22 protein-coding genes and 1 pseudogene are annotated in these 25646 nt (G+C 59.6%); 6 read left to right on the top strand and 17 right to left on the bottom strand.

Translation table 11 applies throughout. The annotated features are described in order from the left end of the window. The 4 genes from D6201_RS12810 to D6201_RS12795 all read right to left on the bottom strand — a co-directional run. Nucleotides 1-693: GIY-YIG nuclease family protein (locus D6201_RS12810; protein WP_133304027.1), on the bottom strand; the 693-nt coding region annotated here is incomplete at its 3' end. Continuing rightward, on the bottom strand, nucleotides 690-1871 hold the full coding sequence (locus D6201_RS12805) for a DNA cytosine methyltransferase (protein WP_242447597.1): 1182 nt from the start codon (nucleotides 1869-1871) through the stop codon (nucleotides 690-692). The genes D6201_RS12805 and D6201_RS12810, both read right to left, overlap by 4 nt. Continuing rightward, complete coding sequence (locus tag D6201_RS12800) at nucleotides 1849-2289, bottom strand: very short patch repair endonuclease (protein ID WP_120049446.1); 441 nt, start codon at nucleotides 2287-2289, stop codon at nucleotides 1849-1851. Before D6201_RS12800 ends, D6201_RS12805 begins: the two co-directional genes overlap by 23 nt. Continuing rightward, nucleotides 2289-2861, bottom strand: a complete 573-nt coding sequence (locus D6201_RS12795) for a recombinase family protein (protein WP_120049445.1) — start codon at nucleotides 2859-2861, stop codon at nucleotides 2289-2291. Before D6201_RS12795 ends, D6201_RS12800 begins: the two co-directional genes overlap by 1 nt. A gap of 150 nt (nucleotides 2862-3011) precedes the next feature. On the opposite strand from D6201_RS12795, the pseudogene D6201_RS13130 reads away from it, so the two are divergent. From D6201_RS13130 to D6201_RS12780, 3 genes and pseudogenes are all read left to right on the top strand, one after another. Continuing rightward, a pseudogene (locus D6201_RS13130) lies at nucleotides 3012-3227 on the top strand (IS3 family transposase); the annotation flags it as partial. A 940-nt stretch (nucleotides 3228-4167) separates the two neighbouring features. Next, complete coding sequence (locus D6201_RS12785; RefSeq protein WP_242447596.1) at nucleotides 4168-5379, top strand: HlyD family secretion protein; 1212 nt, start codon at nucleotides 4168-4170, stop codon at nucleotides 5377-5379. Between the two features lie 9 nt (nucleotides 5380-5388). Continuing rightward, entirely contained in the window at nucleotides 5389-7506 is a 2118-nt protein-coding gene (locus D6201_RS12780) for a peptidase domain-containing ABC transporter (protein WP_120049442.1), read from the top strand. A gap of 274 nt (nucleotides 7507-7780) precedes the next feature. Here D6201_RS12780 and D6201_RS12775 read toward each other — a convergent pair whose 3' ends face one another. Next, nucleotides 7781-10585, bottom strand: coding sequence for a M16 family metallopeptidase (locus tag D6201_RS12775; protein WP_165853574.1), 2805 nt, complete (start codon nucleotides 10583-10585; stop codon nucleotides 7781-7783). A 473-nt stretch (nucleotides 10586-11058) separates the two neighbouring features. On the opposite strand from D6201_RS12775, the gene D6201_RS12770 reads away from it, so the two are divergent. Together D6201_RS12770 and D6201_RS12860 are read left to right on the top strand one after the other, a co-directional pair. Then, nucleotides 11059-11319, top strand: a complete 261-nt coding sequence (locus D6201_RS12770) for an SOS response-associated peptidase family protein (protein WP_120049440.1) — start codon at nucleotides 11059-11061, stop codon at nucleotides 11317-11319. Between the two features lie 31 nt (nucleotides 11320-11350). After that, a complete protein-coding gene (locus D6201_RS12860) occupies nucleotides 11351-11857 on the top strand; it encodes a hypothetical protein (RefSeq protein WP_133304026.1) in 507 nt (168 codons plus the stop codon). A gap of 6 nt (nucleotides 11858-11863) precedes the next feature. Here D6201_RS12860 and D6201_RS12765 read toward each other — a convergent pair whose 3' ends face one another. The 12 genes from D6201_RS12765 to D6201_RS12705 form a co-directional block, all read right to left on the bottom strand. Beyond that, nucleotides 11864-12154 carry a hypothetical protein gene (locus D6201_RS12765; protein WP_120049439.1) on the bottom strand — a complete coding sequence of 97 codons (291 nt, stop codon included), beginning with the start codon at nucleotides 12152-12154 and terminating at the stop codon, nucleotides 11864-11866. Nucleotides 12155-12549: 395 nt separating this feature from the next. Further along, the gene (locus tag D6201_RS12760; protein WP_133304025.1) at nucleotides 12550-13107 is read right to left on the bottom strand and encodes a hypothetical protein; all 558 of its coding nucleotides are present in this window, start codon (nucleotides 13105-13107) and stop codon (nucleotides 12550-12552) included. Nucleotides 13108-13188: 81 nt separating this feature from the next. Beyond that, on the bottom strand, nucleotides 13189-13506 hold the full coding sequence (locus tag D6201_RS12755; protein ID WP_120049437.1) for a hypothetical protein: 318 nt from the start codon (nucleotides 13504-13506) through the stop codon (nucleotides 13189-13191). 90 nt (nucleotides 13507-13596) lie between these two features. Beyond that, on the bottom strand, nucleotides 13597-14598 hold the full coding sequence (locus D6201_RS12750; RefSeq protein WP_120049436.1) for a hypothetical protein: 1002 nt from the start codon (nucleotides 14596-14598) through the stop codon (nucleotides 13597-13599). Nucleotides 14599-14621: 23 nt separating this feature from the next. Further along, on the bottom strand, nucleotides 14622-15440 hold the full coding sequence (locus D6201_RS12745) for a hypothetical protein (RefSeq protein WP_133304024.1): 819 nt from the start codon (nucleotides 15438-15440) through the stop codon (nucleotides 14622-14624). A 667-nt stretch (nucleotides 15441-16107) separates the two neighbouring features. Beyond that, nucleotides 16108-16746 carry a hypothetical protein gene (locus tag D6201_RS12740; RefSeq protein WP_120049434.1) on the bottom strand — a complete coding sequence of 213 codons (639 nt, stop codon included), beginning with the start codon at nucleotides 16744-16746 and terminating at the stop codon, nucleotides 16108-16110. A gap of 8 nt (nucleotides 16747-16754) precedes the next feature. Then, the gene (locus tag D6201_RS12735) at nucleotides 16755-17000 is read right to left on the bottom strand and encodes a hypothetical protein (protein ID WP_120049433.1); all 246 of its coding nucleotides are present in this window, start codon (nucleotides 16998-17000) and stop codon (nucleotides 16755-16757) included. A 65-nt stretch (nucleotides 17001-17065) separates the two neighbouring features. Further along, entirely contained in the window at nucleotides 17066-18346 is a 1281-nt protein-coding gene (locus D6201_RS12730; protein WP_120049432.1) for a replication initiator protein A, read from the bottom strand. A gap of 88 nt (nucleotides 18347-18434) precedes the next feature. After that, the gene (locus D6201_RS12725; RefSeq protein WP_120049431.1) at nucleotides 18435-19556 is read right to left on the bottom strand and encodes a ParB/RepB/Spo0J family partition protein; all 1122 of its coding nucleotides are present in this window, start codon (nucleotides 19554-19556) and stop codon (nucleotides 18435-18437) included. A 77-nt stretch (nucleotides 19557-19633) separates the two neighbouring features. After that, nucleotides 19634-20836, bottom strand: a complete 1203-nt coding sequence (locus D6201_RS12720) for an AAA family ATPase (RefSeq protein ID WP_120049430.1) — start codon at nucleotides 20834-20836, stop codon at nucleotides 19634-19636. Between the two features lie 240 nt (nucleotides 20837-21076). Next, entirely contained in the window at nucleotides 21077-22822 is a 1746-nt protein-coding gene (locus tag D6201_RS12715) for a DUF2326 domain-containing protein (RefSeq protein WP_120049429.1), read from the bottom strand. A gap of 219 nt (nucleotides 22823-23041) precedes the next feature. Further along, nucleotides 23042-23785 carry an HNH endonuclease signature motif containing protein gene (locus tag D6201_RS12705; protein ID WP_120049448.1) on the bottom strand — a complete coding sequence of 248 codons (744 nt, stop codon included), beginning with the start codon at nucleotides 23783-23785 and terminating at the stop codon, nucleotides 23042-23044. A 674-nt stretch (nucleotides 23786-24459) separates the two neighbouring features. On the opposite strand from D6201_RS12705, the gene D6201_RS12700 reads away from it, so the two are divergent. Continuing rightward, nucleotides 24460-25644 (top strand): PepSY-associated TM helix domain-containing protein, encoded by a 1185-nt coding sequence (locus tag D6201_RS12700; protein ID WP_120049428.1) that lies wholly within the window; start codon nucleotides 24460-24462, stop codon nucleotides 25642-25644. Nucleotides 25645-25646: the final 2 nt, after the last annotated feature.

Genomic DNA, 25646 nt, shown 5'->3' with positions numbered 1-25646 from the left:
TGGCGGAAGCTGGGGCACCAGCTCCTCGATGACGCCGCGCGCAGTCGTTCGATCGGGCGAGATCGTGACCATGGTGTTGGCGAGGTCCGGATGCGGCTTGCGCGACCGGCCCGGTCCGGTGTCGAAGCGGAACGTGTAGGGCAGGGCGGTTTTTAGCTCGGAAACCACCTCCGCCGCGGTCTTGGTGTCAGCGAGGTCGGTTCCGATATCGTGGTCGATATTGATCGGAAAATCTTGGTCGAACGTGCCGGGCTTCGAGTTGTCGCGATTGCGGCCTGGATCGTTCGCCCCGAAGCCACTGCCATTCCATCGGGTTCCAGCCCCGGCGGTGTAATGCTTAATGAGCTGCGTCTCCAAGTCCATCGCGGTGAACACGAAGATGCGGATCGCCTTGAAGCGGACGCGCGCCGGATTGAGGTTCGCGCGATGCTGGGTCTTGGTCGAGTGGCGAACGAGTCTGCGGAAAAGGCCCGCCTCGGCGTCGGTCTTGCCGATATAGACCAGCGCGTCGTCCAGGAAGAGTTGATAGACGCCTTGCGCCTCCGGAACGATCGCCAGTCCCTCTGGATCGAGCGGAGCCGACTCCATCTCGTCGAGGGCGCGAACGAGATGGTCGAGCAACGCGCCGGGTAGGTCGAACTCGAACTCCCGATATCCCGGCACTTCCGGACCGGTGGCTGTTTCCTTCGTCATCCAGCCACCGCCCTTAGCTCGTGCGAGACATTGCGCGCGATGACCTCGGCGAGCTGGACGGGAACGGCGTTGCCGAGCTGGCGCATCGATTCCGTCCACGATCCATGAAAGCGATAGTCGTCGGGAAAGGTCTGGAGGCGGGCGCTCTCGCGCACGCTGAAATAGCGCACGCTGCCATCGGCGCGGCGCAACATGTTCTCGCCGCCCGGAACGCCGTGGACGCCCGCCTTCAAGGTCTTGGCGGGTTCGTCCATCGGGCTGCCCGTATGGCCGATATAGCTGCGCGCGCCCGCCTGGAACCGGTGATTGAGGCATAGCGCCGCCTGCTTGGGCGCGGTCTCAGGATCGGGCAAGTCGCCGATCGCGTCCCGAACCGTGCGCCAAGCCGCGGTCTCGGGTCGTTCGGTCATCTTCTTGGCGCGCGCCACGTGGCGAGGGTCGAGCACGCGGTCGCGCGAAGCGACCCGGTGGCGCTCCCAATACTCGCCCGATCGCACCTGCTCCCATAGCAGCGCTTCGATCGAATGCGTCTCGTCGGGAAAACTCCACTCGATGCCCAGGTCGGCCCGGAAGCCAACGAACACCACGCGCTCGCGGCGCTGGGGAACGCCGTGGTTGGCGGCGTTCAGCACTCGGTGCACGACATTGTAGCGAAGTCCGTCTCGGCCGCCCCTGGCGGTATGATGGCGCTCAAGGCGCTCCATGTGATCGATCCAAGCCTCGCCGGGCTGGGGCGTCAGCTCCGGATAGGTGAGCTGGTGGACGATATGGGCGAGATAAGTCGCGAAGCTCGCGCGGGTCAGCCCCTTCACGTTCTCGAACACGAACGCCTTGGGACGGGTCTCCCGCACGACGCGGACCGCCTCTGGCCACATGTCGCGCGTGTCGGCGTGTGCGCGATGCTTGCCACCTAGCGAGAAGGGCTGACAGGGGGGGCCGCCGCTCACCAGGTCGATCTTGCCCTCGTGCCCCCGGAAATCGATCTGGCGAATGTCGCCCTCGATCGGGTCGGGCCAGCGGCCGATACCGCCCGCCTTGGCGCGGCGGTTCTCGCGTATCGTGTCGCAGCACCACCGGTCCCACTCGACGATACGCGCCGGATGGAATCCCGCCTTGCTGATGCCCATGCCTAGGCCGCCCGCACCGGCGAATAGCTCAATGGCGCGCATGTCCGGCATTGTCGTCCTCCAAGAAATCTCGCAATTTGTTCCTCAATTGTTCTTCATGGCGGCATTCGCATTCCCAGACAACCATTTGTCGCCATCCCTCGCGATCGAGCGCTACGCGGTTGCGCTCGTCGCGCTCGCGATTGCCCTCCAGTTTTGGTACCCAGAAGTCCTGGCGCGACTTGGGCATCCGCGCCAGCTTGCATGATGGGTCCGGATGCCGGTGCCAGAAGCAACCATGCACGAAAATGACTTTTCGACGACCCCGGAACACAAGGTCGGGGCTGCCGGGAAGCCTGCGATCGTGCAGGCGATAGCGATAGCCCATGCCATGAACCAAGCGCCGCACGATCATTTCGGGCTTCGTGTCCTTGGCGCGAACCCGGCTCATGCGCTCCGATCGCGCTACGGCGGTGAGGGTGTCCACCATCAGCTCGCCATCTTCGCCCGATGCTCGCGCAACACACGCTGCACGGTCGATCGCGACACGCGGAACAGCGAGGCGAGCTGGGCGGGGGAGCCTTGCCCGTTCTCGGCCTTCTCGATGATCTCGGCGCGCTGCTGGGGGGAGAGGGCGCGCTTGCGGCCGATATGTTTGCCTGCCTTACGGGCGTGCGCCAGGCCGTTCATGGTCCGCTCGCGGATCATGGCGCGCTCGAACTCGGCGAACGCGCCAAGGGTCTGCGTCATCAACCGTCCCGCTGGCGTGGTGGTATCGACCGCCTCGGTCAGCGACCGGAACCCGGCCTCGGCTTCCGTGATCGCCTCCAGCGTGAACAGGAGGTCGCGGAGCGAACGGGACAGGCGGTCCAGCTTCCACACGGTCAGAACGTCGCCGGGCTTCAACGCCTCGATCGCCAGCGCCAGCTCGGGGCGGTCGGATTTCGCGCCCGATGCCTCTTCTTGGTAGATAATCGAACAGCCCGCGTCGGTTAGCGCGCGGAGCTGCGGGTCCAGGTCCTGGGAGTCCCCTCGGGACACTCTGGCGTAGCCGATTTGCACCCGATCTCTTTGACACGGGGTTGTGACACTCGCAATGGCGCGGAAAAGCGTGGCTGTGGATTAGGTGTCAAAACCGTTCGGTTTTGACATCATATTTGTACTTGCGTCGAACAAATCTGCACGAAGCGACGATTGAGCTACAGAGTTTATCGAATATCTTATGGCTACAGGTGGGTATGTTATATGCTTCGTCGCGATGGCTGGGTCGTGAGCCTGAAGATGGTTTAGCGACTTTTTAGGGAGTTGGGCCTTCAGCTCCGCAACGAGACCCCGAAGCGACGGGCGAAGGCGAAGCTGCTGAAGGCGTGGCGTAGACATCACAACGAAGAGAGACCGCATAGCACGATCGGGAATACTCCCCGGTGACACTTGCAAACTCACTCGGTCAGATAAGCTCACCGCACCTCACCAATGTGAGAAACTCCAGACCCGTGTGGTCCGACGTTGGGTAGCAGTGCACTTCAGGCCAGACTTGAATTGCTCGTGAAGGAAGGCTGTGCGTCACGTCATTACGAGTGACTGATCCGCGTAAAATGAAAGGGCTTCGCCGCAAGCAGCGAAGCCCCTTCGCACCGTAACCTCAATTAGGACTTTTTACGGAGAAGGACGATCTGGACCGCATCTAGCATTAACCAGAGTGCGAGAAATCCTAAACCGATAACAAGAAGGCTTGAAGTACTCGAAAAGACGGCTTTCAACATTACCGGCACCATGATCGACGCGGCCGCAATAACGCATATCGTCAATATGGCTGCCAAGGTGATCGAAAGCAGTTTTCGTTTACGACTATTCACTTCTGACGATCCTATTTCTTACCTGATCCGCTAGAGGAAGAACCTGAAGTAGACGTGGCCGCCGCTCCGAATCCGATCGCCAGCGCACCGGTAACAACCGAGAAAGCGGCGAGAGCGGGTGTAGCTGGCGTCGGAACCAGCGCCAGTGCTCGAGCGGCTGTCGAGGCAGCGGCCATACCAACTGCGGCTACCGCGAACGGGTTGCTTCCGCCGGAGCTTGAATTGCTGCCCGACGAATTTTGACCGTTGCCACCTGCAACATACGCGATCTCAAAATTAGAAAGCTCTTGGATAGCCATTTCAAAAAACTCCAATTTAGGTGGCCGAATGATTCGGCTAGCGAAGAATGGATTCCATTTTATCCATTAGCAAGGCTATATCGTAGTCCTCAGTCAAACAATCCAACGGTGCTGCGCATCAAATCAGACCAGACAAAGAGCCCTTGGTTGAGGGCTTCTCAATAGCCCAGTTTGAAACCCGGAATGGAAAGGTAGCTGATGTTCAGGAGTCAGGTGAACAAGGGTATTCACCAAAGCAACTTAGAAGGCGCGAGCGCGGTTGCGATTCCAGTTTCGTGGCAAACAATTGGAATGTTGCTGCTTTCCGGTTTGGTTTGTGCAGTGATTTTTTTATCATTGGCCAACTATTCCCGCGTTGAAACCGCATCTGGCACGGTCACCCCAGACAAAGGGGTTTCCGCTCTCCTACCCACACGGCCAGGCACCGTAGTCGAACTGGCTGTTATGGAAGGGCAGCGCGTAAAAGCGGGCGATCTTTTGGCGCAGATCCGTACGGAAGAAGATAGTGGACAGGACCTTTCTTCTGCAGAGCAAATCGAACAGGCAATAGCCCGTCAGGATGCAAGCCTTGCCTCACAGATGGATGCGGCCAGTGCAGCCGCTTCGGCACAACAAAGCCAGCTTACCGCGCAACAAGCAGGTTTGCGCTCGGAAATTAGTCAAATCCAGTCCCAAATCAAAATTCAGCAAGACTTGATCGAGACTGCTCAAGCCGACCTCAGACGCGCACAGGAAGTCGCCGAACGGGGTTTCATCAGTCAACGTGACCTACAAGTTCGCGAAGAAACATTGCTCGCCCGTCAGCAAGGATTGTCTCAACTCAACCAGAGCCTTTCGGCGAAAGGCGCGACCTTGATTGAATCGGTGCGCTCATCGGCATTGATAGCGGCGCAGGCCCGGGCGCAATCCGCAGATCTCGCCGCTGCACGCGCTCAGGTAGGACAACAAGCAGCGAGCGCGGAAGGCTCCCGCTCCTATGCGATTCGTGCACCAATCGCCGGCACAGTGACGGCTTTAACTGCTCGCGTCGGGCAACCTGCCAATTCACAAACTCCGCTCATGACGATCATTCCCACAGGTGCAGAATTGCAAGCCGAACTGGCCGTGCCCAGCTCGGCCATTGGCTTCGTAGAAGAGGGACAGGAAGTGAGCCTCGCGATTGACGCGTTCCCGTATCAACGGTTCGGCACGATTAAGGGCGAAGTTCTTACCGTAGCCGAAAGCGCGCTCAGCCAGCAGGGTGCGAATGGCGAAATCGTATCGGTCTATCCTGTTCGCGTGAAACTGGATTCCGCTGCGGTTACTGCTTTTGGTCGAAGCGAGCCTCTCGTTTCGGGCATGACGCTCTCGGCACGGATCGTCACGGAAAAGCAATCGCTGCTCGAATGGCTGTTCGAACCTCTCTATGCCGTAAGACGGCGATAGGGAGATATCATGCTTGATCTGGGGTTCTTTACCCGTTCGCGGGTGCGCTTGGTGCGCCAGACCGAGATCGCCGAATGCGGCCTCGCTTCCCTCGCAATGGTCGCCAATTATCACGGCCTCGACATTGACCTCGGCACACTGCGTCGCCGCTTCGCTCCATCCTTGCGTGGGGCACCCCTGCGCTCGCTTATCGGCCTTGCTGACAAAATTGGTCTGACTCCACGCGCGGTCAAACTGCCGCTTGAGGAGCTGAAGAACCTCCATACGCCCTGCATCCTGCATTGGGATATGAACCACTACGTGGTGCTTGAGCATGTCCGAAGCGACAAGGCACTCATTCACAATCCCGATGGCCGTTCGACCAATATGCCGATGGATGAAGTGTCCAAGCATTTCACGGGCGTTGCACTGGAGTTGCGACCAAGCGACGATTTCGAGGGCGGCAAGCATCGTGAGCGGTTGAAACTTTCGCAGCTCTGGCGGCGCATGACCGGACTTAAGCGTGCGATCGCGCAGATCCTCGTGCTCACTCTTGTTCTGCAAGCTTATGTGCTGGCGTCTCCCTACTATATGCAGGTCGCCATCGATAACGCCCTGCCGGCCTTGGATCTGGATCTGCTGGCCGTCCTAGCGATCGGTTTTGGGTTGTTCACACTGGTCAATGCGGGAGCGGCGTTGCTGCGCTCGTTCGTATTGCTGGTTGCCGGGACCACGCTCGGCTTTACCCTCGCCTCAAACGTAGCTCGCCGTCTGTTCCGGCTCCCTGTCGATTGGTTCGAGAAGCGCCATACGGGCGACATTCTTTCGCGTTTCCAATCGGTCGGTCCCATACAGGAAATGCTGACCCAAGGCGCGGTGTCGGCAATCGTCGATGGACTGATGGCGGTGCTGACGCTGGCTCTGATGTTCTGGTATAGCCCGCTCCTTGCCGCGATCGCGATAGTGGCCTTCGTTCTTTACGGCATTGTGCGCGCCGTATCGTTCTCTTTCGAGCGCGAGGCGCAGGAAGCATCGATCATCATGGGAGGCAAGGAACAATCCACGCTCATTGAGACGCTGCGCGGCATGACGACGTTGCGGCTGTTCGGTCGCGAAACGCTGCGCCATGCATTATGGCAGACCAAGCTCACTGATGCTGTCAATTCTGACGTCCGTCTTGCGCGTATCGGGATCTGGCAGGGAACCGCCAACGGCCTCATTTTTGGGCTGGAGAATATTCTCACGATCTACCTCGCCATCAGTTTTGTCATCGAGGGCAGCGGATTCAGTGTGGGTATGGTGTTCGCCTATATGGCCTACAAAGGCCAGTTCATCGGGAAATCGGCGGCCCTTGTTGACACAGCAATAGCCTTCAAGATGCTTGGTCTGCACCTCGAACGACTCTCCGACATTGCTCTTTCCGAAGAAGACCGGAGTTTTGGCGACAGCCTGGATCGGGAAACCGAACTGAAAGGGCGTATTGAACTGCGCGATGTGTTCTATCGCTATGCCCCAAGCGACCCACTTGTTCTTGAAGGTGTGAACCTGACCGTCGAACAAGGCGAGTTCGTAGCCATTACGGGACCATCGGGAGGCGGCAAGTCCACGCTCGTGAAGCTTCTCCTCGGTCTTGTCGAACCTGAAAGCGGCGAGGTACTGGTAGATGGCCTTCCTCTCAATCGGTTCGGATACAAAAGCTTCCACAGCCAGATTGCGGCAGTACTGCAGGAAGACAGCCTGTTTGCAGGGACTCTTGCCGACAATATCGCCCTGTTCGATGAAAGCGTCGATATGGAACGTGTAGTAGGAGCAGCGAGTGCCGCGTCGATCCACAGCGATATCGGACAAATGCCGATGCAGTATGAAACCCTCGTCGGCGACATGGGATCGACACTGTCGGGCGGACAAAAACAGCGTGTGCTGCTTGCCCGAGCTCTCTATCGCCAGCCCAGAATACTCGTGATGGATGAAGGCACGGCACATCTCGATAGCGATCACGAGCGCGCGGTCAATGAAGCCATATCGGCGATGGGAATTACCCGTATCATCATCGCCCACCGTAAGGAAACCATCGAGGCGGCCGAGCGCATACTGGTGATGGCGGCCGGACAGTTACACAAGGCCCAGTTGGAGCCGTCAGAAACCTAGAACCATGGCCGCTACGGGTCTTGGCACAGCCTTAGGCCATCGCTCACAAGCCCGCATTCTGCCGCTCCAGCGCTGTCAACCGCCCGCCCGACCGCAGTGCGATCGCGTCGATCAGCTGCTCGCGGCAGTCGGTATGGACGTCGCATGGAAACGCGCGCAGCTTGTCACCACACCAATGGCCTCGAGTCCATTACTTTCTCGCGATCAAGTTTAAGATGTGTAGTCGATCGGCCGGCGGCTGCGCTCTGATTTGATTTCCATGCGCCATTCCCATCTATTCGGGAACGACCCGTATCTGCCGTGCCTGCCCAGCCCTGAGATATTGCGCGGCTACGCGCTGGAGTGTCTGGGGAGTAAGAGCGTTCAGCGCGTCCAAGCGCTGCCTCCGCCGATCAAGCTCTTCTGGGTCACTTTGCGCCATGGCAACCAAACCGGTCCAGGCACTGTTAATGTTCTCCGCCCGTTCAAACCCTTCGCGGATCGGGCTGCGCGCCCGTTCCAGAAGGTCGGCCGACACCGGCTCGCTCGTAAGGCCTCCGGCGATCTCCTCGATGATCTCGGCGATCCTGTCCATATCCTCAGCCGGCGTGGTGACCAACGCCGTGATATGGCCGAACCCGTCATAGGTCGTGGTCGAGAAGCTGAACGCCTGAGGCGAGTAGGCAGCGCTCAGTTCCTCGCGCAGAATCTCGGTCATGCGCAGATTGAAGACACTGGCAAGCACGTCGCGCGCCAGATCGTCGGGCAGATCCTGCCCGTCATCGCTAGGCCAGCTGAGCGAAAGAACCCCTTGGTCGTCCTGCCCGGCATGTGTGAGGACGATCGGACCGGCCTCGCCTGTGAAAGCCACAGCACGGGGCGGTTTGCCGACCTCGACCCGTGAGGGCCGCGCCGGCAGGGTCCCAAGGGTCGCCGCTACCGCCTCGATGGCCGCGTCCTCGTCGAAATCGCCGACGAGCCCCAGCGCCACGCTTCCTTGTGCCAGTTGCGGTTCGATCGCTTGCCGCAGATCGTCGAGCGACAGGTTGCCGAGCGAGACCGGATCGGCAACGCCGAGGCGCGCGTCCCCGCCGCTAAGCACGGCGTTGAACGCATTACTCCAAACTTGGATCGGCGCAGCGCGCAGGTTCTCGACCAGGAGCGGCACCACCCCGACCAGTTGCCCTCGCGTCTCCTCGCGATAGCCCGTCGCTGTCAAACGTGCCGCCAGAAGCTGCATTTGCAGAAGCAGGTCGTCCGGCGTCGTCGCGCCTTCCGATACGAGCCCCGCATTGTTCGCGGACAATGTCAGCTCGATTTGCCGGCCCGCGAGCGCACGGCGCAACTCGTCCGGTCCATGCGCCTCGAAGCCATCGATGGTTGCGAAGATGGGCAGCATCAGCGCAAGACCCGGCACGTCCGATGGGAAGGCGGAGGATCCGGACCCGACACGCATGGTAAAGTTGATCTTGCCCGGTTCGAACCCGGTCCGTTTGAGGTTCAATTGCAGCCCGTTCGCGAACCGGATCGTGCGTATGCCGAGATCCTCGATCCTCTCATCCGCGACGATCGTGCCCGGCTCGCCCCAATCGGTATAGGCGAATGCGACCGTCTCGGCTTCTTCGGGAGGTGTGACCGCGACTTGGGCGCTCGCCGCAAGGACGGCGGCGATGGCTTGCGTTCCCCCTTCGACCGGTATTTTGGTGGACAGGTGAACGATATCCGGCCCATCCTCGAAAGCCTTGGCAAAAGCCTCGCTCGTCGTTTCCGCCGTGATGGTGGGTGCGATCTGCTGATAGAAGGCGAGATCGACCTCGGGCGTTGTGACGACCGCGTCGGTAAGGCTGGCGGTGATCAAGGCGTCTGCGAGGCTGACGCTGTCGCGTCCATCGGCCTGCGCGGCGGCGTTGCGCAGCGCGGTTTCGACACCGGCCTTGATCTCGTCAACTTCGCTCTGGGCGAAGCCGTATCGAGCGGCGCGTCGCAATTCGCGTTCCGCCAGTTCCAGGGTCGGTTGCCACTGCCCGTCCTTCGCCACGATCAGGAGGCCATATGCGATGGCGGTGCGAAACAGAGGCTGCTCGGTCACTTGCCCGCCAAGGGTCGGTGAGTCCGCACTGCGGGAGAGTTCGTTGATTCGGTTGGCGATTACCGCCCCGGCGATGGCGCGGAGCACTTCATCCCGCGCGCTAGCAACCGTGTTATCGCTCGGACTCCATTCCTCGATCGTCTGGATCTCGACGATTTCCGGTGTAGCCGGATCGACGAAATTGGAGAATGCCGGCGCGCTCGGATTGATGTCAGCAGCGGCGTAGAGCGCTCGTGGCTCGCCTTCACCCTGCCAATCGGCGAAGAGCTCTTCGATCTTCGCCTCGATCACTACCGGATCAATATCGCCGACCACAACGAGTGTCGCGCGATCTGGCCGATAATAGGCTTGGTAAAACCCTCTTAGATCCCGCGCCGAAATTTCGCGGATGCGTTCGGCATCGGCGGTGATCCGCTCGCCTAGCGGCGTTCCGGGCAGTGCTGTTCGCAGATAATCTGCCGCCCGGCGCCGGTTGGCATCGTTGCGGTCCTGCGCTTCACGAAGGATGACGCCGCGCTCCCGCTCGACCGCCGCTGGATCGAACGTCAGGTTGCCCGCCATCTCGCGCATGACCATGAACGCGGTATTGACCGTTTCCTCATCGGTATTGGGCAGACCGAGTTTGTAGGTGGTGTAGTCCAGCGATGTCTCAGCATTCGTATCCGCGCCGAACGCAAGGCCGAGCCGTTCGAGCATGGGCAGCAATTCGCCTTCGGGAATGTTCGTCGATCCGTTGAAAGCCATATGTTCAACAAAATGCGCAGCCCCGTGCTCTGCATCGGTTTCGTCCCGGCCGCCGACCTGGACGTTGAAGCGGATGACCGCCTCGCCGGGCGGTGTCGTGTTGCGGCGGATCGCATAGCGCATGCCGTTGGGCAGCCTGCCGAACACCACGGCCAAGTCCGCCTCGAAATCGGGGGAACCCACATTCCATTCCGGTATACCGCACGGCGATGCCGGCTGTTCGGCGACTGTTTCCTGGGATTTGGCCGAGCCGGGTGAAACTGTCATGCCGACCGCCAATGCGATCAGGGACACAAATAAGGAATGGTTGCGCATTATAGGACCTGTTTTTCCTGGTATTGCAGCGCGACTGCCAAGCGCGTTGTTGTTGAAGACAGATAATCGATCAACGACAAATGTCACGTTACAATGATCGATCTGCGTCCGGGCAAGCCCGGTCCGGGTGTTGCACTTTGTCGATGCACACAAATCGGCGATGCGCTAGCTGCAGTTTTTAGTCACAGTTGAAACGTCTGCTTGCAAGACAGTCGTTCGGCCTCTGCAATACCCTTAATTGAGATCGAAAGTCGGCAGCCTCCAATTCATGTTAGATACGGCTGCTATGATGACGAGGAGGTTTCCGGCAAGTTGACAGCTATATATGGCGCTACAGTTTCGAGGAGTGGCGTTGCCTCATTCCGATGACCGCCTTCGCCGAGGCGGAAGTGCTAAAAGGCCGCAAGACGCGGACCTGATTCACGATACCGGACGAGCCGGTATTCGTAGTCGCGGGAATATGGCGATCTACACCCGAATGGGGCGATGCCTACAGCATGGTGATGACCGATGCCTGCGTCCGCGTCGCGGGTGTCCACGACCGCATGCCGGTGGTGCTGAAACGCGAGGACTGGCCGGTCTGGACGACCGAAGAACCCGAACAGGCGCGCGCGCTTTGCGTACCGTTCGATGGCGCGATGGCGGTCAACCGGACGACCGATCCGTGGGCACGGAAAAGCGCCTGACATTCCGTCGGTCGGAGGCCAAGGAACGACCATGAGCATCCGCGCCATCGCCGCGTTTTCGTTGCTCGGTTTGAGCGGCTGCCACGACGCGGCGGGCGAAGCCCGGGAAGACCCTGCATCGATCTTCGTCTGTACGCCCGTGGCCGTCTGGGACGGCGATGGTCCTATCTGGTGCTATGAGGGCCCCAGGATCCGCCTGACGGGCATCGCGGCGCGCGAGATGGACAGTACCTGCCGGCCCGAGCACCCCTGCCCCGCCGCGTCCACCGAAGCCGCCAGGGACGCGCTCGTCGATCTTCTCGGGGGCGAGAAGGGACGATTGAAAAGCGGTCATGTCAGTGTTGCGTTCGCGCCTCTCGCGAATGCACCAGAAAGGGAACGAGCTTCGAGCGTGTCTTGGCGAGCTGCAGGCTTCCCGACGGCCGCGATCTGGCCGAGGAAATGCTCCGATCGGACACCGTGCTGCCCTGGTGATTTTGGCACCGGTTATGGTGCCCCCGCCAGGCCCGATAAGATCACAGGAACGGGCCGACATTAGTACCCGTCATGCATGATGTTCTCGCACGTTCCGCATGGGCACCCGGATCAATTCGTCCGAGTCCTCGGGCCATTCTCGCTCGACGATCAGGGAGAGGGCAAGTTGTGTGTGCTCGAGGATAGTCAGGGCACGCTGCGGGTTGATGGAAATGCCTAGCTTAAGCATCGGCAATCCGATCGCGATGGCGATACGCGCGGCTTCGCTGCGCGACACCCCTTTTTCTTTTGCAAAAGCGTCGAGTTCTGACAACGCCGGCGCGCTGAGACCGACACCAATTCCGTGAATATTCTTACCCATACGAAATTCCTAAAATTTCGCATGGTTTTCCTATCGCAAGGCGATGATAGCCGAGCTGAAACAGGTTGGAAACAGAAATCCAAGTCGAAATATATTGCGGCTCCAACCCATTGGTAACGCGCGGTTATTTTAGGAAAATCCAAAAACCCGCGAGAGCTGAAATATATTTCGGGCCTGTTAATGTTCATTAAACTACTGAAATGAAATGGAAAACGAGCTGAAATGACCACGGTTTTACCGTATAGGGTGTGCTATAGAAAAAAGGGACTGAATGCTGATGGATTGCGAACGGTCAGATCCGTGCTTTCCGCCAATGATCCGGGCCTTCATCCGCGCCAGTTCCGCCGCAGGCGGAACATTCGAAAACGACGCTCGATCGATTGCAACGGGTTGCGTCAGAGAGCCCCCTGTCCTTTTTCTTCCGGAGCACCGATGATGCTCTCCAGTGCGCCGATGAAACGCTGCTGTTCGATTTTGCCGCGCTGTTCAAAGTGTTGTCGGTGCCGGGCCTGATCGCCATGCTGTCCGCGCACATTCTCGAACACCACAGCGAGTTCGAATGTCGTCATCGGTTTCAACCACAGCTTGGATGTAAGCCGGTTCTCGATCGCGGCGAGAAGATGGGACCGCTCTTGCCCGGTTGCAGCCGTCAGCGCGGTCGCGATATCTTCGCCGGTCGCCGTTCTTTCTTGGGTCACGAACAGTGGCATGAGGCCGGTCAGAAGCGTGGCAAACGCGATGGCGGCGCAGACGATAAAGATGGCCGCGTTTCCGGCGGACCAGAGGTTTGATGCCAGCACGATCAGGAGTGCTCCGCCGCCGCCCGCAAAAAATCCGCCGAGGACCGCTAGGGCGACCGGATGGAGGCGCATGAAAAATCGCAGTCGCGCGGAAACTCCCGGTATCGGAAGAGTATCACTGTCGAACCGGGAGCGGTCATCGTCTTCAATCATGCGTCAGTCCTCTTTTAAGGCGGGCTGGAGGCCGTTCTGCCCATGCAGGCTACCCTACTCTATTCACGCCGCCAAATGCGCTCACAGGCGCGTCTCGGAGCCCGGCTGATCGGATGACAGCACGAAGCCGCCATCCACCCCGAAGTCTAGGATTATGTGGCCGCCATGATCGTCGATGCCGTGGCACTCGCAGAACCGCTCCCAGAACCGAAGTGTCATGGCATACAATCCATTGGCGGAGAGCGAGGTTTCGGATTCCACATTGAACAGCTGCGAGGCCAGCAAACGCTCGTCGCGCGAACCGATGCCGAGTCGGGCATCGATCACGCGGGCATGCGCGGACTGGATCAGAAAGTTGGCGAACACCGCTCCATCGAAGCGGGGCAGCCAGTGTGCCACGAGATCAGCATCCTCGGCCTTGCACAGCTGCGCCAGCTCGGTGCGCAGCGGATCGGTCCAGTGCCGGAAATGCTCGCGCCACCATTTGAACTAAAGACCGAACCGGACTTCCCCTGGTCCTTTCCCGCGCGCGTCGGCATCCTCGATCGCATTGCGGTCGGTGAGATCGGCCATCTCGAGCAGCGCGCGCTCGGTCCGCAGCACGACCTCGTCGAGCGAGACATCGCGCAGCATGAAGGCGAGCTGCCGCTGCCATCCGAACCTGGGAAAACTGGTGAGTTCGATCGCCCTCGCCCATGTATTGGTGTGCATGGCACGGCACCAGGCATCCTGTGGCAGGTCGACCTCATTGGGCACGGGAACATGTTCGCGCGCCGCGCGCCTTGCCTGCCGCGCTTCGATTGCCGCCTGGCGCTCGATGTAGGGATCGTCCTCGCTCGCGAGCGGCATGTCTCCCGAACGCTGCTCCCATGGACGCTCGGACAGCGGTGCCGCCCGTTCGAACGTCTTGCGGAACTTGCTGTAGAACTCCCGCAGGACCACTTCTTCGCCCGTGGTATGCGCGGGTTCGTAGAAGAAGATCTCGGCCAGCCAGCGCGCATCCGGCGCGACGCGCTCCGGGTCCAGCTGCTCCTCGACCTGGGCGGTGGCGATGCCGTTCAGGAGAAACGAGACGAAGCTCTCCGCGCTCGGCCCGGAATCGCTCAGATGGTCGCGCAGCCATTCGAGATCGGTATTGCTTTTGAGCGTTGTCAGAAACCCGCCAAACTGCTCGTACAGCTCGTCCAGAAAGTGCTCCCGGTAATCGTCATAGGTAATCAGGAACTCAGGCTCATCGGGCGCATCCTTCGCCCATTCGCGGCACTTGGCTTCAATAGCCTCGCGGATGCTATCGAGCATCGGCGCAAGCCGGTCCACGATCGCCTCGGGCTTGGTGTCGCGCATCAGCAGCGCGGCCATCTGGATCCAGGACAGCGGGCCGATCCACAGCCCCGGAAACCAGTCCGACCAGATGTTGGGTTTCTCGATCTGCGCGCTCATCGTCTGCTTTGGCGCGGCGCGATTGCGGGCTTTCCTTCGATTGTTCTTCATGCGGTCATCCTCATTCGGTGGGTTCAGCGGCAGGTATTGGATTGCCCATCGAGGCGAACCGCGGGCAGCAGCTCGCCGCGCCGGTACCAGCGCGGTTGGCGCGTTTGGGGATCGACGACCTCGACCAGGTCGCCATTGGTGCGCAGGACCGGCCCGCAGGCGGTCTCGGAGCCGCTGGCGAGATTATTTCGCCATTCGGGCAGGCGGGCCGCTTCGCGTTCCTCCTGTGCCCTTCTGCGCTGCCACTCGGCTTCGCGCGCCGCCACGTCACGATCGAGGTCGCCCTGCGTGACGACGGCCGAAGGCGCGAACAGGACGATCGCGGTCTGGTCGGTCAGATGATCGTGTGTGACGGTCAGCACGCCCAGCGAGCGGTCGGGCGACGCCGAGCAGATAACGAGATCGAAAATGGGGTCGGTGGGATTGAGTCGCTTGTACCAAAGCGATTGATACGCGTCGTCGAAAAGGTGCTGGAGGGTCGCCTCGAATGGACGCTGGTTCATCGGCTCGAGATAGCCGCCCTTTGCCACGCATTCTTCCGTGAAGCCTGTCAGCGCCGTTTCGCCGAGCGCCTGCCCTCGCCCCTCGCGCGCATTCCGATCGCGGATGAACCTGTGCGCCACCACGTTTTCGCGGTGGTGGTGATAGGTCATGTGCTCGCGGTGCACCGGTTCGCTGACACCAAATCTGTTGGTGTTCTGCTCGTATTGAACCTCATCAAGCTGCGGGATCGCCGCCATGAAGTCTTGGACCTGCATCTCAGTCGATGACGGTGGCTGCGACTGCGCCAGCGCTGGCGCCCCAAGACCGAGCAGGAAAATAAGGAAAAGACTGCGGACCATTTAAGCCTCCATCGTCGATTGGAGGCGGGCCGAAGCCGGGTGTTCAGAACCCTGCGTCACCACAAGGCGCCGCCGCCTTTAGGCGGTGCCCTGGACATGCGCGACGGCCACCCGGCCAGCATGTCTGCTGACCGGCGGTGACGATTGGAGGTTCTGACGCCTCACCCGCCGGGACGGACCGACGGGCAGGGACTGCTTAACAAACTATGGTCGCAACCGAAAGCGCATGTGCATTGTCTCAGGTCACGGGAAAGAATCCACTCTTGGATCGACAGGAACGCGTCATTGCTCCCCTCATCGTCATTCAAAATTCGATTTCGAATTTCTTGAGGTTAGAGGGGTTACAGGATTCTTTAGAATGGTTACGCACCATTCGATCTTCAATAACCCTTTGATAAAGCGAGCAATGTCGGTTTCTTCGGTTCCTGATGTGTCAATGGCATGTTCCTAAAATGTCGCTTCCAATGTTCCTAAAGTGGCGACGATCCGTTCCCGTCGTGTCGCTAGTTGTTCCCGGAGTGTCGAGTGCCTTTCTGACGCCGGAATTGGATGGGATTTTTGAATCAGTTCTCGCTGTTCGACTTTCGAACTCGTTCAATTCGCCGCATGGCTAACTTTTTAGGACATGGTCGAGCGATGCCACGCGACACTTTAGGAACGGATCTACTCAAGCGTGCGAGCCAAGGCGGTCGTCTTCTCGCACCCAGGCGATAACGAGTTTTTCGAAATCGGCGAACAACAGGTTGTCTTGAGCTAGCTCCGCGCTGGCAAGCAGGTCGTGTCGAGCAGTGACAAATGCCGCATAACTAAGCTCGATGTTCTGACCGGTGGGGATAGTCTTGCGGCGGGATTCTGTTTGTAGGAAGTTGCGCACAGCCACGACCATGTGGGTCGGGTCGTCTTGGTGGGCGGTGATATCCATGCCATTCAGGTCGGAGATGAACTGCTGATAGCGGTAAAGTTCGGCATCGAAGATCAGGCAGCGCTTCTCTTTCTGTCTTTCCCCGCCATATTTTCGCGCGGCGAGGAAGAAGCCGAGTTCCAGCGGCATGTTGAATCGTGGCAGGTTGCTGTCTCGGTCGAGTTGGACGCAGGACAAGTCATGCACTCCGTACCGGCTTTCGGCGATGATGCGATAGAGCTTGTCGATGCGCGTTTCGGCCGCGTTATCGACCTCGCGGGCGCAGCGGACGCGAAAGCCGCACGCGATGACCGCGAATACCAGCGCTTCGAATCGGGAATTCCAGTCGGGATCGAAACGGCAATTGACGAATACGTCCTGCGAGTTTGTCGAACCAGCGGACACTAGGCCGACTAACTGCCTGTGGCGAGCTCGGCGTGGTCGTTGAAATATTTACGCACGGCGGCTTGTGCCTTGGCCTGCGTAAGAGAGGATTTCTTTGATACGGAATTGAGACTGGCATTTCGCAGGAAGCGGATGCGAGCATCCCTATCGGCGCCGCTAGGCTCGACGCTTTCAATCTTACCATTTGGGGCAGAGCGCAGCACGACATTGACCGTCTGGAGGGACTTGCCATCTGAGCGCTTAATCTTGGCCATCGAAAACTCCTGCTGATGAGTGAAATCTAGGTTAAAGGATCGAACCTTGCAATTACCTTATGATTCTACCCGCGCAGCTCGTGTTTATGCTTTTCGTGATGGCGTTTGACCCACCCGATAAAGGCTTTTTGCCAGTTTGCGGGTAAGCGCGCGCTGTCGGCATCGACCCAGCGCTCGAAATCGGCGTGGAGGGCATAGAGATCCCAGCCAGGGCATTTCTCGCGCAGGTGTGCGATGGTATCTTCTGTCATAAAGCCGCGGGTGGTCTTGTCGGATAGCCCGGCTACGGTCGAGCGGACCAGTGCAGAGACGTCGACTGTTTCCGCTTCCTCCACTGCCTTGGTTTCCGTTTTAGACTCGGCATGTACACTGGTTTCGCGCGCCTGTTTCGCGTCGCGATGCTGGCCTGCGGCTTGTTTCCCCAGGGAAACAGTCTTCGCCTCGGATCCTTGAGGAGGTGAAGCTACTGGGACCGCCCTGCCCTCCAGCCCGCTCTCCGCACCGTCCTTACCATCGACACGTGTCATCCGGAGCTTGGGCTCACCGTCGCGGGCCGAGGTTTCCACTGCCAGCGCATAGCCGGGCAATGCATTCTTCTCGGCAAGCTTGAGCATTTCGAACTTGAAGCGCCGATATTGCCCCTCTGCACCCGATTTTTCGAAAAGCACTGGCATGGAGATAGCAAAGCCCCCCTCCCCTGCCCCGCCCGCATGCTTGCGCGCCACGCGGTAGAGCCATCGTTCGCGGCCGCCCGTGATGTCGAAATAGGCGCGATCGATGCTGAGTACCCCGCCCTGCATCATCACGCCTTCCCAGAACCAGTTCGATAGCTCCAAGGTCATGCCGCGGCTGCGCTCAGTTTTCTCGTCCACAAGCTGGGTCCAGCCATCGAGCCAGCTGAACGTTGCCTCGCGACGGTTTTCCGCACGAATATTGGTCTTGATCGTGGTCGAGACCAGGCGATCCAGCGATTGCGCAAGCAATTCATAGGCACGCCCAGTCGTCGGGCGGCCGATCGAGCGAAGCAGGTCGTAGGGCATGATATGCAGCTTGCGCGGCACGTCGTTATGTCCTCGTCGTGCCATGTCGGCGAGCTGGCTGGCGCAATAGATCAGAATGTCGGCATCCCAGATCGTCGCCATGCCATAATCGGGGCTGGCGCTGACGTGGACCCACAGCTTGCCGTCGGGGCTGGTGTAATCGATCGGCCTGACCCGCTTGGACTTGGCCAAGCTGAAGAAAGGCCGCTCCATCATCTCGCGTTGGTCGCGCAGAGGCAGGTCTGCCAGGTAAGGCAGGAACAGGTCGAACTGGTTGTCGACTGTCGCGTGCCGGGCGCGGGTCATGCCGCGTTCGCCGCACGGTGTTTCCCCGGGGAAACAACGGACATCGTTTCCTCGGGGAAACTTTCGTCCAGGGGGCAGGGCAGGGCGCTCACCGTTGGAGCCCGCGGCCCTCGCTGTTCAACGTGCAGAGTGCTTCGCGCACCGTTTCGAGCAGATCGGCCTCCGACAGTCCATGGCCAGAATGCAGGCGAAAGGTCACGCCTTGGCGGTTACTCGATTGCACAGTGAGGGCAGGGCGCCCATGCGCGCCTTCCATTGTAAGCTTCTCAGGCTTCGTGTCGTCCTGACCTGCAGCGAGCAGCCGCGCGATGACGTCGGCGGAGGGTAGGGGGGTCTGACCCTCCGCCTGCCGTGCAGCCTGTTCCTTAGCGATCCGCCCTGCTGCTTTCCGGATGGCAGCAGCGCGGTCCTTCTCGACCATGGCCTGTGCCAGCGGATAGGAGGGCTTGAGCTGTACCTCGGCGGGCGAAGCGAAGGCCGCGATCACGCTGTCGGGAATGCTCGCCACCTTCAGCATCTTGGACAGCCAGCCTTTAGACAGCTTCAGCCGCTCCGCCATACGGGTGAGGTGATTGCCATAATGCGCTTTTAGCGCATCGGCATAATTGCGCGCACGTTCGAGGTCGGACACATCTTTGCGCGCGCGGTTTTCGAGGTCGGCGAGGCGGAAGGCGGCTTCATTGTCAAGGTCCGCCACCTGCGCGACGAATTTGATATCCGGATAGGAATTGGCGCGCAGCCAGCTGATCGACCAGTGCCGCCGCGTGCCAGCAATCACCTCGTAATCGTGGTCGGCGTCGCCCTCCACCCGGCGAACGATCGCGGGGACCTTCTGCCCACCCTCGGCTATGATCGAATCGATCAGCTCCCGGCAGTTTGCTTCGGTGAGATGCTCGTAGGAACGGGCATTGCCGGGCCACACCCGCACCCGCGCGGGATCGAGCACCAATTGTGTGACTTGCCGCACCTCGCCCGTCGCCACACGGGCAAGGGCGCTCTCGCGGCTGAGCAGTGTCGTCCCGCGCGCCCGTTCGCGCTGCTTGGCGTCTTGCGAGCCGGCAAGCTGTATCTTGGCCTTGGGTGACGGTGCGAAGGGGCGATTCGGGCGAGAGGCCGGGGCAGGGGAGGCCGCTCCCCTTTCTACCTTGTCTGTATTCTGCTCGTCATCTGCCAGCAGGTCTGCCAGATAATCTTTCTGCTTCTTCGCCATGTTAGCCAGCTTTTCTGCCGCGTTCCCGAAAGATCGGCGGCGTTAAACAGATGATCGCGATGTAGGAAAGTGCAGCGTCAGCCATTGACCAGCAACTCCTCGTCCACCTTCTCAACTCGGCCCCAGCCACTGCGCACGAGTTGCTCGACCTGGCCTAGCGCTTCGTCCAGATTGGCCTTGCAGCGCTTGTGCGTGCGCGGGGTGCCGATCGGTTTTTCCAGCTCGTACACCGTCATCATGCGCAGAGCCGCATGGCTGATTTCTGCGCTTTCGAGGATCGGGACCGGCAGCAGGGCAGGGCCGAAGCTCTGCTCCATGATCGCGCGCACCATGTCATGGCTGGGATCGTTGGTATCGAACTTGGAACACAGCAACCGCACGAAGCTGTAATCGACCTCGATCCCGGCTTCGAGCAGCTGGTCGAGGACCTGGTCCATCATCGAGAGGAATTGCACGGTAGAGCAAAAATCCGGAGTCGTCGCGGCGAGCGGCACCAGCAGTGCGTTAGCCGCCTGCATCACCGCCAGGCTGATTGTGCCCAGCGCCGGGGGCGGATCGAGAATGACCACGTCATAACCGCGCGCCAAATCCATAAGCCCTTGTTTCAGCTTGCGAAACCGCGCAGCCAGCACGCTCTGCCCGTCCGCCCCCGCCGCCGCTAGTTCGTATTCCACATCGAACAGTTCGAGGTTGGAAGGAATCAGGTCGACATTGGGCCAGGGCGTCTGTTTCACTGCATAGAGCAGGTCCGCTTGCGTCGGATCAATCGAGAGATAGGGGTAGAGCGTTTCCTCGCGCGTGATGTTGAAATGCGGGTTGAAACCGAACAGCGTGGTCGTCGTCGCCTGGCTGTCGCAATCGACCACCAGCACGCGATACCCCTGCACAGCGAAATAATGAGCTAGGTGGGTAGTTACGGTGCTTTTGCCGACGCCACCCTTGAAATTCTGCACCGCGATTATCGCCGGCACATCCATTGGCGCGCGGGCAGGGGAAGCGCCCATCACCTCGCGCATGTTGAGCAGTTCCTCGACGGTGTAGCCTGGGCGGCGGCCGTTTTCGCTGGGCGGGGGAGGTGGAAGGCGCCCGTCTTCCTCGGCCATTCGGATGCGATTGGTTGAGCAGCCGAGCAATTGCGCCGCCTCGGCAATCCCAAACCGTACATTGAGCCCCTTACGGCTTTCCGGCAAAAACGCCTTGCGCCGCAGCCGCTCAATCATCCGCTCGCCCGATTGCGCGAGATCGCCAATTTGCGATACAATTGAATGCGGATCGACCATGGATCGCTTTCCTGAACCTGTTTCGTTGCACGTTTAGGAGAAGAGGTTCAAATATGCAATATCTGCGAGATATGGTTTCACGACTGAAAGTGTCTTTCGTCGTTTCGACAGCGTCAGCTTTGCGCCCCAATCTCGGCCATTGCGGTTCGCTTGGCTATTGCCCGGAAGCGGACGGTTTTGATGATTGGCTTCGTGCCTGGGATGCTCGTTGGGCATGATAGTGCGTCATCTATCCTGCGCTTAATAACGGAACCCGAGGAGGCTTCCGCTCGGATCAGTGTCGGTGAGCCGGAGGCGGACGAGGCTCTCGTATTCAAAGCCTGAAGTGAAGTCACCCGCAGGCACCATGTCTGAGTTGAGGGTGCAGATGTACTGGAATCCATGTTTTTCCGCCATTGCGGCGGCAAGTTCCAGTGCATGCGCGCGCTGCCGCGGGTCAACCCCGTCGAAAATCGTGCTATCGTGGATCAGGAAGTCGATTCCGAGACCACGCTGGCGCGCGAACGAGATCAGCATGAGATCGTAGCAAAAGATTTTCATTTTGCTGATGCCCTCGCTCGGGCTGCCCGCGATCTCGACATCGAATTTGTAGCCGGTGTCATCAATATCGATGACCAGGCGACCGGGCGATTTATAGAGATTCTCCGAGAATTCCGAAAAGAGACTGAGTGCCTGTGACCACAGCGCACGCCGCTCTTCATAGTCGATCGTTGTCGCGCGCTTTAGCTCGACAGTCTCGACTTTAATCGTGTCGGCCTTCGTGGTCATCTGGCGAAGCTGGGTGATCCTATTGGTCAGTTCGTCGATCTTCAGCCTGGTGGCCGAATGCAGCTCCTGCAATTGAGTCAATTCTTCCAGTGCGCCTTGACCTGCAAGCGCGCTGAGGTAGTCGGCCCGGCGATCCGTTAGGATTGCGACGGCAGACTCGCGCTCACTGACGGCAGCTTCGAGCGCGGCAACCTCGCCAGCGATGAACTGACGGCGATTTGCGATAATCTGGGCATTGAATGCCCGCGCATCCTCCAGTGTCTTCTTGACGGCGCCAGGCAGGGCGATACCCGCCTCGCCGTATAGGGCTTCCAGCCGATCTTCCGTCGGAGCGTCTTCGCTCACTAACGAGTCGCGGTAGCGATCAAGCCGGCGTTTATCGACGACATTGGCGTTGACCAAGCCGTGGATCTCGCTGGTCAGGAAGTTCGCCTGATTCTCGATTTCACGATACTGGGGGAGAACCCGAAAATTCGACAAAGCCTCGCGTTCATGCTCAAGTTGAGTTGTGAGGCGCAAGCGTTCGGCTTCGAGTTCACCGAGTGACGCTAGCTCGCCATCGACGGCTCCTGTTTTGATCGCCTGCTTGAGAGCAGCGAGCGCGTTCTTTTGATCTTTGAGCTGCTGCCAGGTCGCGGCTTTCTCCCAATTCAAGCCGAGAAGGAAAGCATTGTGGACCTGAATATTCCACGTCTTCTGGTTGTCGAAGTGCTTGAAAGGGGTGTTATAGGCGGCTGTTTGGTCACGCACGAAATAGGAAAGCAGCGACCGCGCCGAGGGCTTGTATCCTGATTCCGCCGACAGGTCGCTGAGACCAAATAACGCCCATGCGAGAACGGCTCGCCATTTCTTGGCGTCGAGACCCGGAACGCCTTCCTTGTTCGGCGTCGGCCGGACAGGCCAATCGTCGGTAGCTCCTTCGATTGTGAAAAATCCGGGTGTATCGGTCGCTCGCGTCACAGTGACATCACAGCCGGACAGGGAGAGCTCCAGCGTGAATGCCCAACCCTGCAAAGCGTCGATGCGAAGCCCTTTCCCAGGAGAAGTATTGCTGCCTAGGCAGAAATCGATGATCTCGATGAGGGTCGATTTGCCCAAGGCGGTCGTTGTGTCCTTATCACCAGCCGAGGTGGATCGGTCTGCCAGGATAAGATTGACCCCCGACTGCAGGAGAGCGGTGTGGAAGCCTTTCCGGTTGGCGCGAACAGCTTTGATCATGAGGTGGTTCTGACGACAAGGCCGTCCCGGATCTCGATGGCGCCGATCAGATAGAGGAGGTTCGACGCCAGCACAAACCGCTCGAAGGTCCCAACGTTCGGTTCCGTGCGCAATCGTTCCCAAAGACCGGAACGGTCATGGGCATACTGAGATGCGCAAGAAGCGAGGCGCCGACGCCGATCAGCGCCTCGTCCTGCGAAATATGTTTGGTCGGAAGAATCATTTCTCAAACACGTCGCAGATCTCGAAAAGATAGATCAGAACGGCAATGCCTGCGGTCTTGTCCGCCTGCCGGCGCAAACCGCGTTGAGCAAAAGCGCACATCAGCTCGAAAAGCTCATCGCCCTTATGACCCTCTTTCCGGCGAGCGTAATACTCCTCCAGGAAGCCGGCTTTCAGACGCTCTGGAAATTCAGGGTCGAGCTGCGCTTCGGCCTCGACATAATCGCTAACGGTCGTTCGCGAAGTCAGGCCGGCAGCGATAATGTGACGGGACCCATTCGAGAGCACGTTCTTTTTGATCTTCTCATCAGGCTCGATAAGTTCGAAAGAGCCATTGGCAGCCGGCGCTTGGTTCGCAACCCAAGAGACTGCATTCTGCAGTTCGGGAAAGGCGACGTCCGCAAACGCCTCTTCCATGGCGTCGCGGACTTGCTTTTCGTGGCTTGCCTTGAGTTGCTGAAGGGTTGCGGTGGGCCAATCGGCTTCGACCTTGTCGATGACCGTGTGGTGATCAGTGCAAAGATAGATCAGGTTCCGGACGTTATCGCGCTCGTCATCCGTCATCGACGCATCATAGCGGGCAGCGGCTGGCTTTTCACCACGGATGTGCGCCGCCTCGCCCACGTATGTGTCGTCTCCCACCTGCGCGTCGTAGGTGAGATGTTTGTCGCACTTCGGAAAGGCACAGACGCCGCCGCTTCGAAAGGCCAGGATGATTCTCGTTGGATAACTAGCGCTCACGACGACCGCCGATCTGTACACGTGGGTGACGGCTGCGAGCCGTGGCTTGCGGAGAAGCACCGGCGTTGCCGAACTGGTGTGTCCGCAATGCGGGCCGTTGCAGCGGTTTGCGCATAAATTCGAGATCTCCCCACGGATTCGACATAGTTTCTAAGCGCGGAGAAATACATATTAACTTGCCGAACGATCTGAGAAGCCGAAAAATGCTTAATGAGGGGCAGAGGCGATCTCGATGCGCGCCTTGCCGGCGATCTACCGCTGTTCGCGCTGGCCTTCCACCTACAATCACTAGTCGCGCTGAACGACCGCTTCAGCCGCCGCCCTTGGGCTGTCAGGACCGCCAATAATGCTTCGATTTGTCGGTGCCAGTCGCCATGACAATGGTCGTCGACTGCTTGTTGATGCCTAGCGTGCCAGCAGATTGGCCGATAATGTTATAAGTCGACATACCAGCGTTGCACTGAAAGGGCGTGATCCTGATTGATAGCCGTCAAAGCTGCCTCGCCGCGGGGAATGGCAGCTATCTTCGGTTGGCTGCCCGATAGCTGCCGGTCTGTTATCGGCCCATAACAAGACATGTCGATCGGGAGCGACCAAGAACAATAACTCAAAATAAGCCGACCGACCATCCAGCCGACATTGCTATTGCAAACAAGTCGCATTATCAGGCGCCCGTGACTCGCAATACGATCCGTAGCTGGTACCTCGTTCATAAATGGAGCAGCCTCGTGCCCACGCTGTTCTTGTTGATGCTGTGCAGCACGGGCCTGCCGCTGATTTTTCATGATGAGATCGATGCTTTTGCGGAGCAGGGCTATAGCGCATCGTTGTCCGCTGAAACGTCGGCTGAAACAGGGCTCCCGCTCGATGCCATGTTGGCGCGGGCGCTGCGGCAACAGCCGGGTGATGTTCCCTTGTTCATGGCGTTCAGCCAGGATAGCTCGCTCTTGACTGTTACAACCGGCCCTGCGCCGGATGCCGATGTTGGCGAGATGACTTTGCTGTATTTCGACCGCGCCACGGGTGCGCCGCTGGGTCCAGCGCCCACGGGCGGAGTCATGCAATTCATTCTGGATTTGCACACAGATTTGCTGCTGGGCTTACCAGGCATGCTGTTTCTCGGCGTGATGGGGCTGAGTTTCGTGGTGGCGCTCATATCGGGCACGGTGCTCTATGCGCCGTTCATGCGGCGGCTGCGGTTCGGCACGCTGCGTGGGTCCGCCAACAAGCGCGTTGCCCGGCTCGACCAGCATAATTTCCTTGGCATGGTTGTGCTGGCGTGGGCCTTGGTGATCGGCCTGACCGGCGCAATCAACGCCTTCGCCGACCCGCTGACGGATAGCTGGCGCGATGGCGAACTGGCGGCGATGACGGCGGAATATGCGGACGATGCACCATTGGATCCGGCAGATTATGGCTCGCTCGATGCGGCGATGGCGGCTGCACACATAGCGCTGCCGGGGCGCTCACCGCAATTCATCGGGTTTCCCGGTGGCGACTGGAGTTCGCCTCATCACTATGCGATCTTTTTCCAGGGCGACACGCCGCTGACGCAGCATTTACTGACACCTGCGCTGATCGATGCGCAGACGGCAGAGCTGACCACCGCGCGCGACATGCCGCCGCTCAACCAGGCGCTGATGATGTCGAAGCCGTTGCATTTCGGGGATTATGGCGGCTTGCCGCTCAAGATTATCTGGGCCTTGTTGACGCTGGCTACGATCTGGGTGCTGTGGACCGGCATCATGCTGTGGCTGCGCCGCCGCCCCGGTTATGTCGAACGCCGCGTGGATGCGATCACGGCGGGCGCTTCGGATGACCGTTCTGTTGGGCGATCGGTCGCAGGAAAACCAGCGTGACA

The organism is Aurantiacibacter aquimixticola (assembly GCF_003605475.1).
Lineage (GTDB): Bacteria > Pseudomonadota > Alphaproteobacteria > Sphingomonadales > Sphingomonadaceae > Alteraurantiacibacter > Alteraurantiacibacter aquimixticola_B.
The sequence above is the reverse complement of the archived record's forward strand: the minus strand, read 5'-3'. Positions and strand labels throughout refer to the sequence as shown.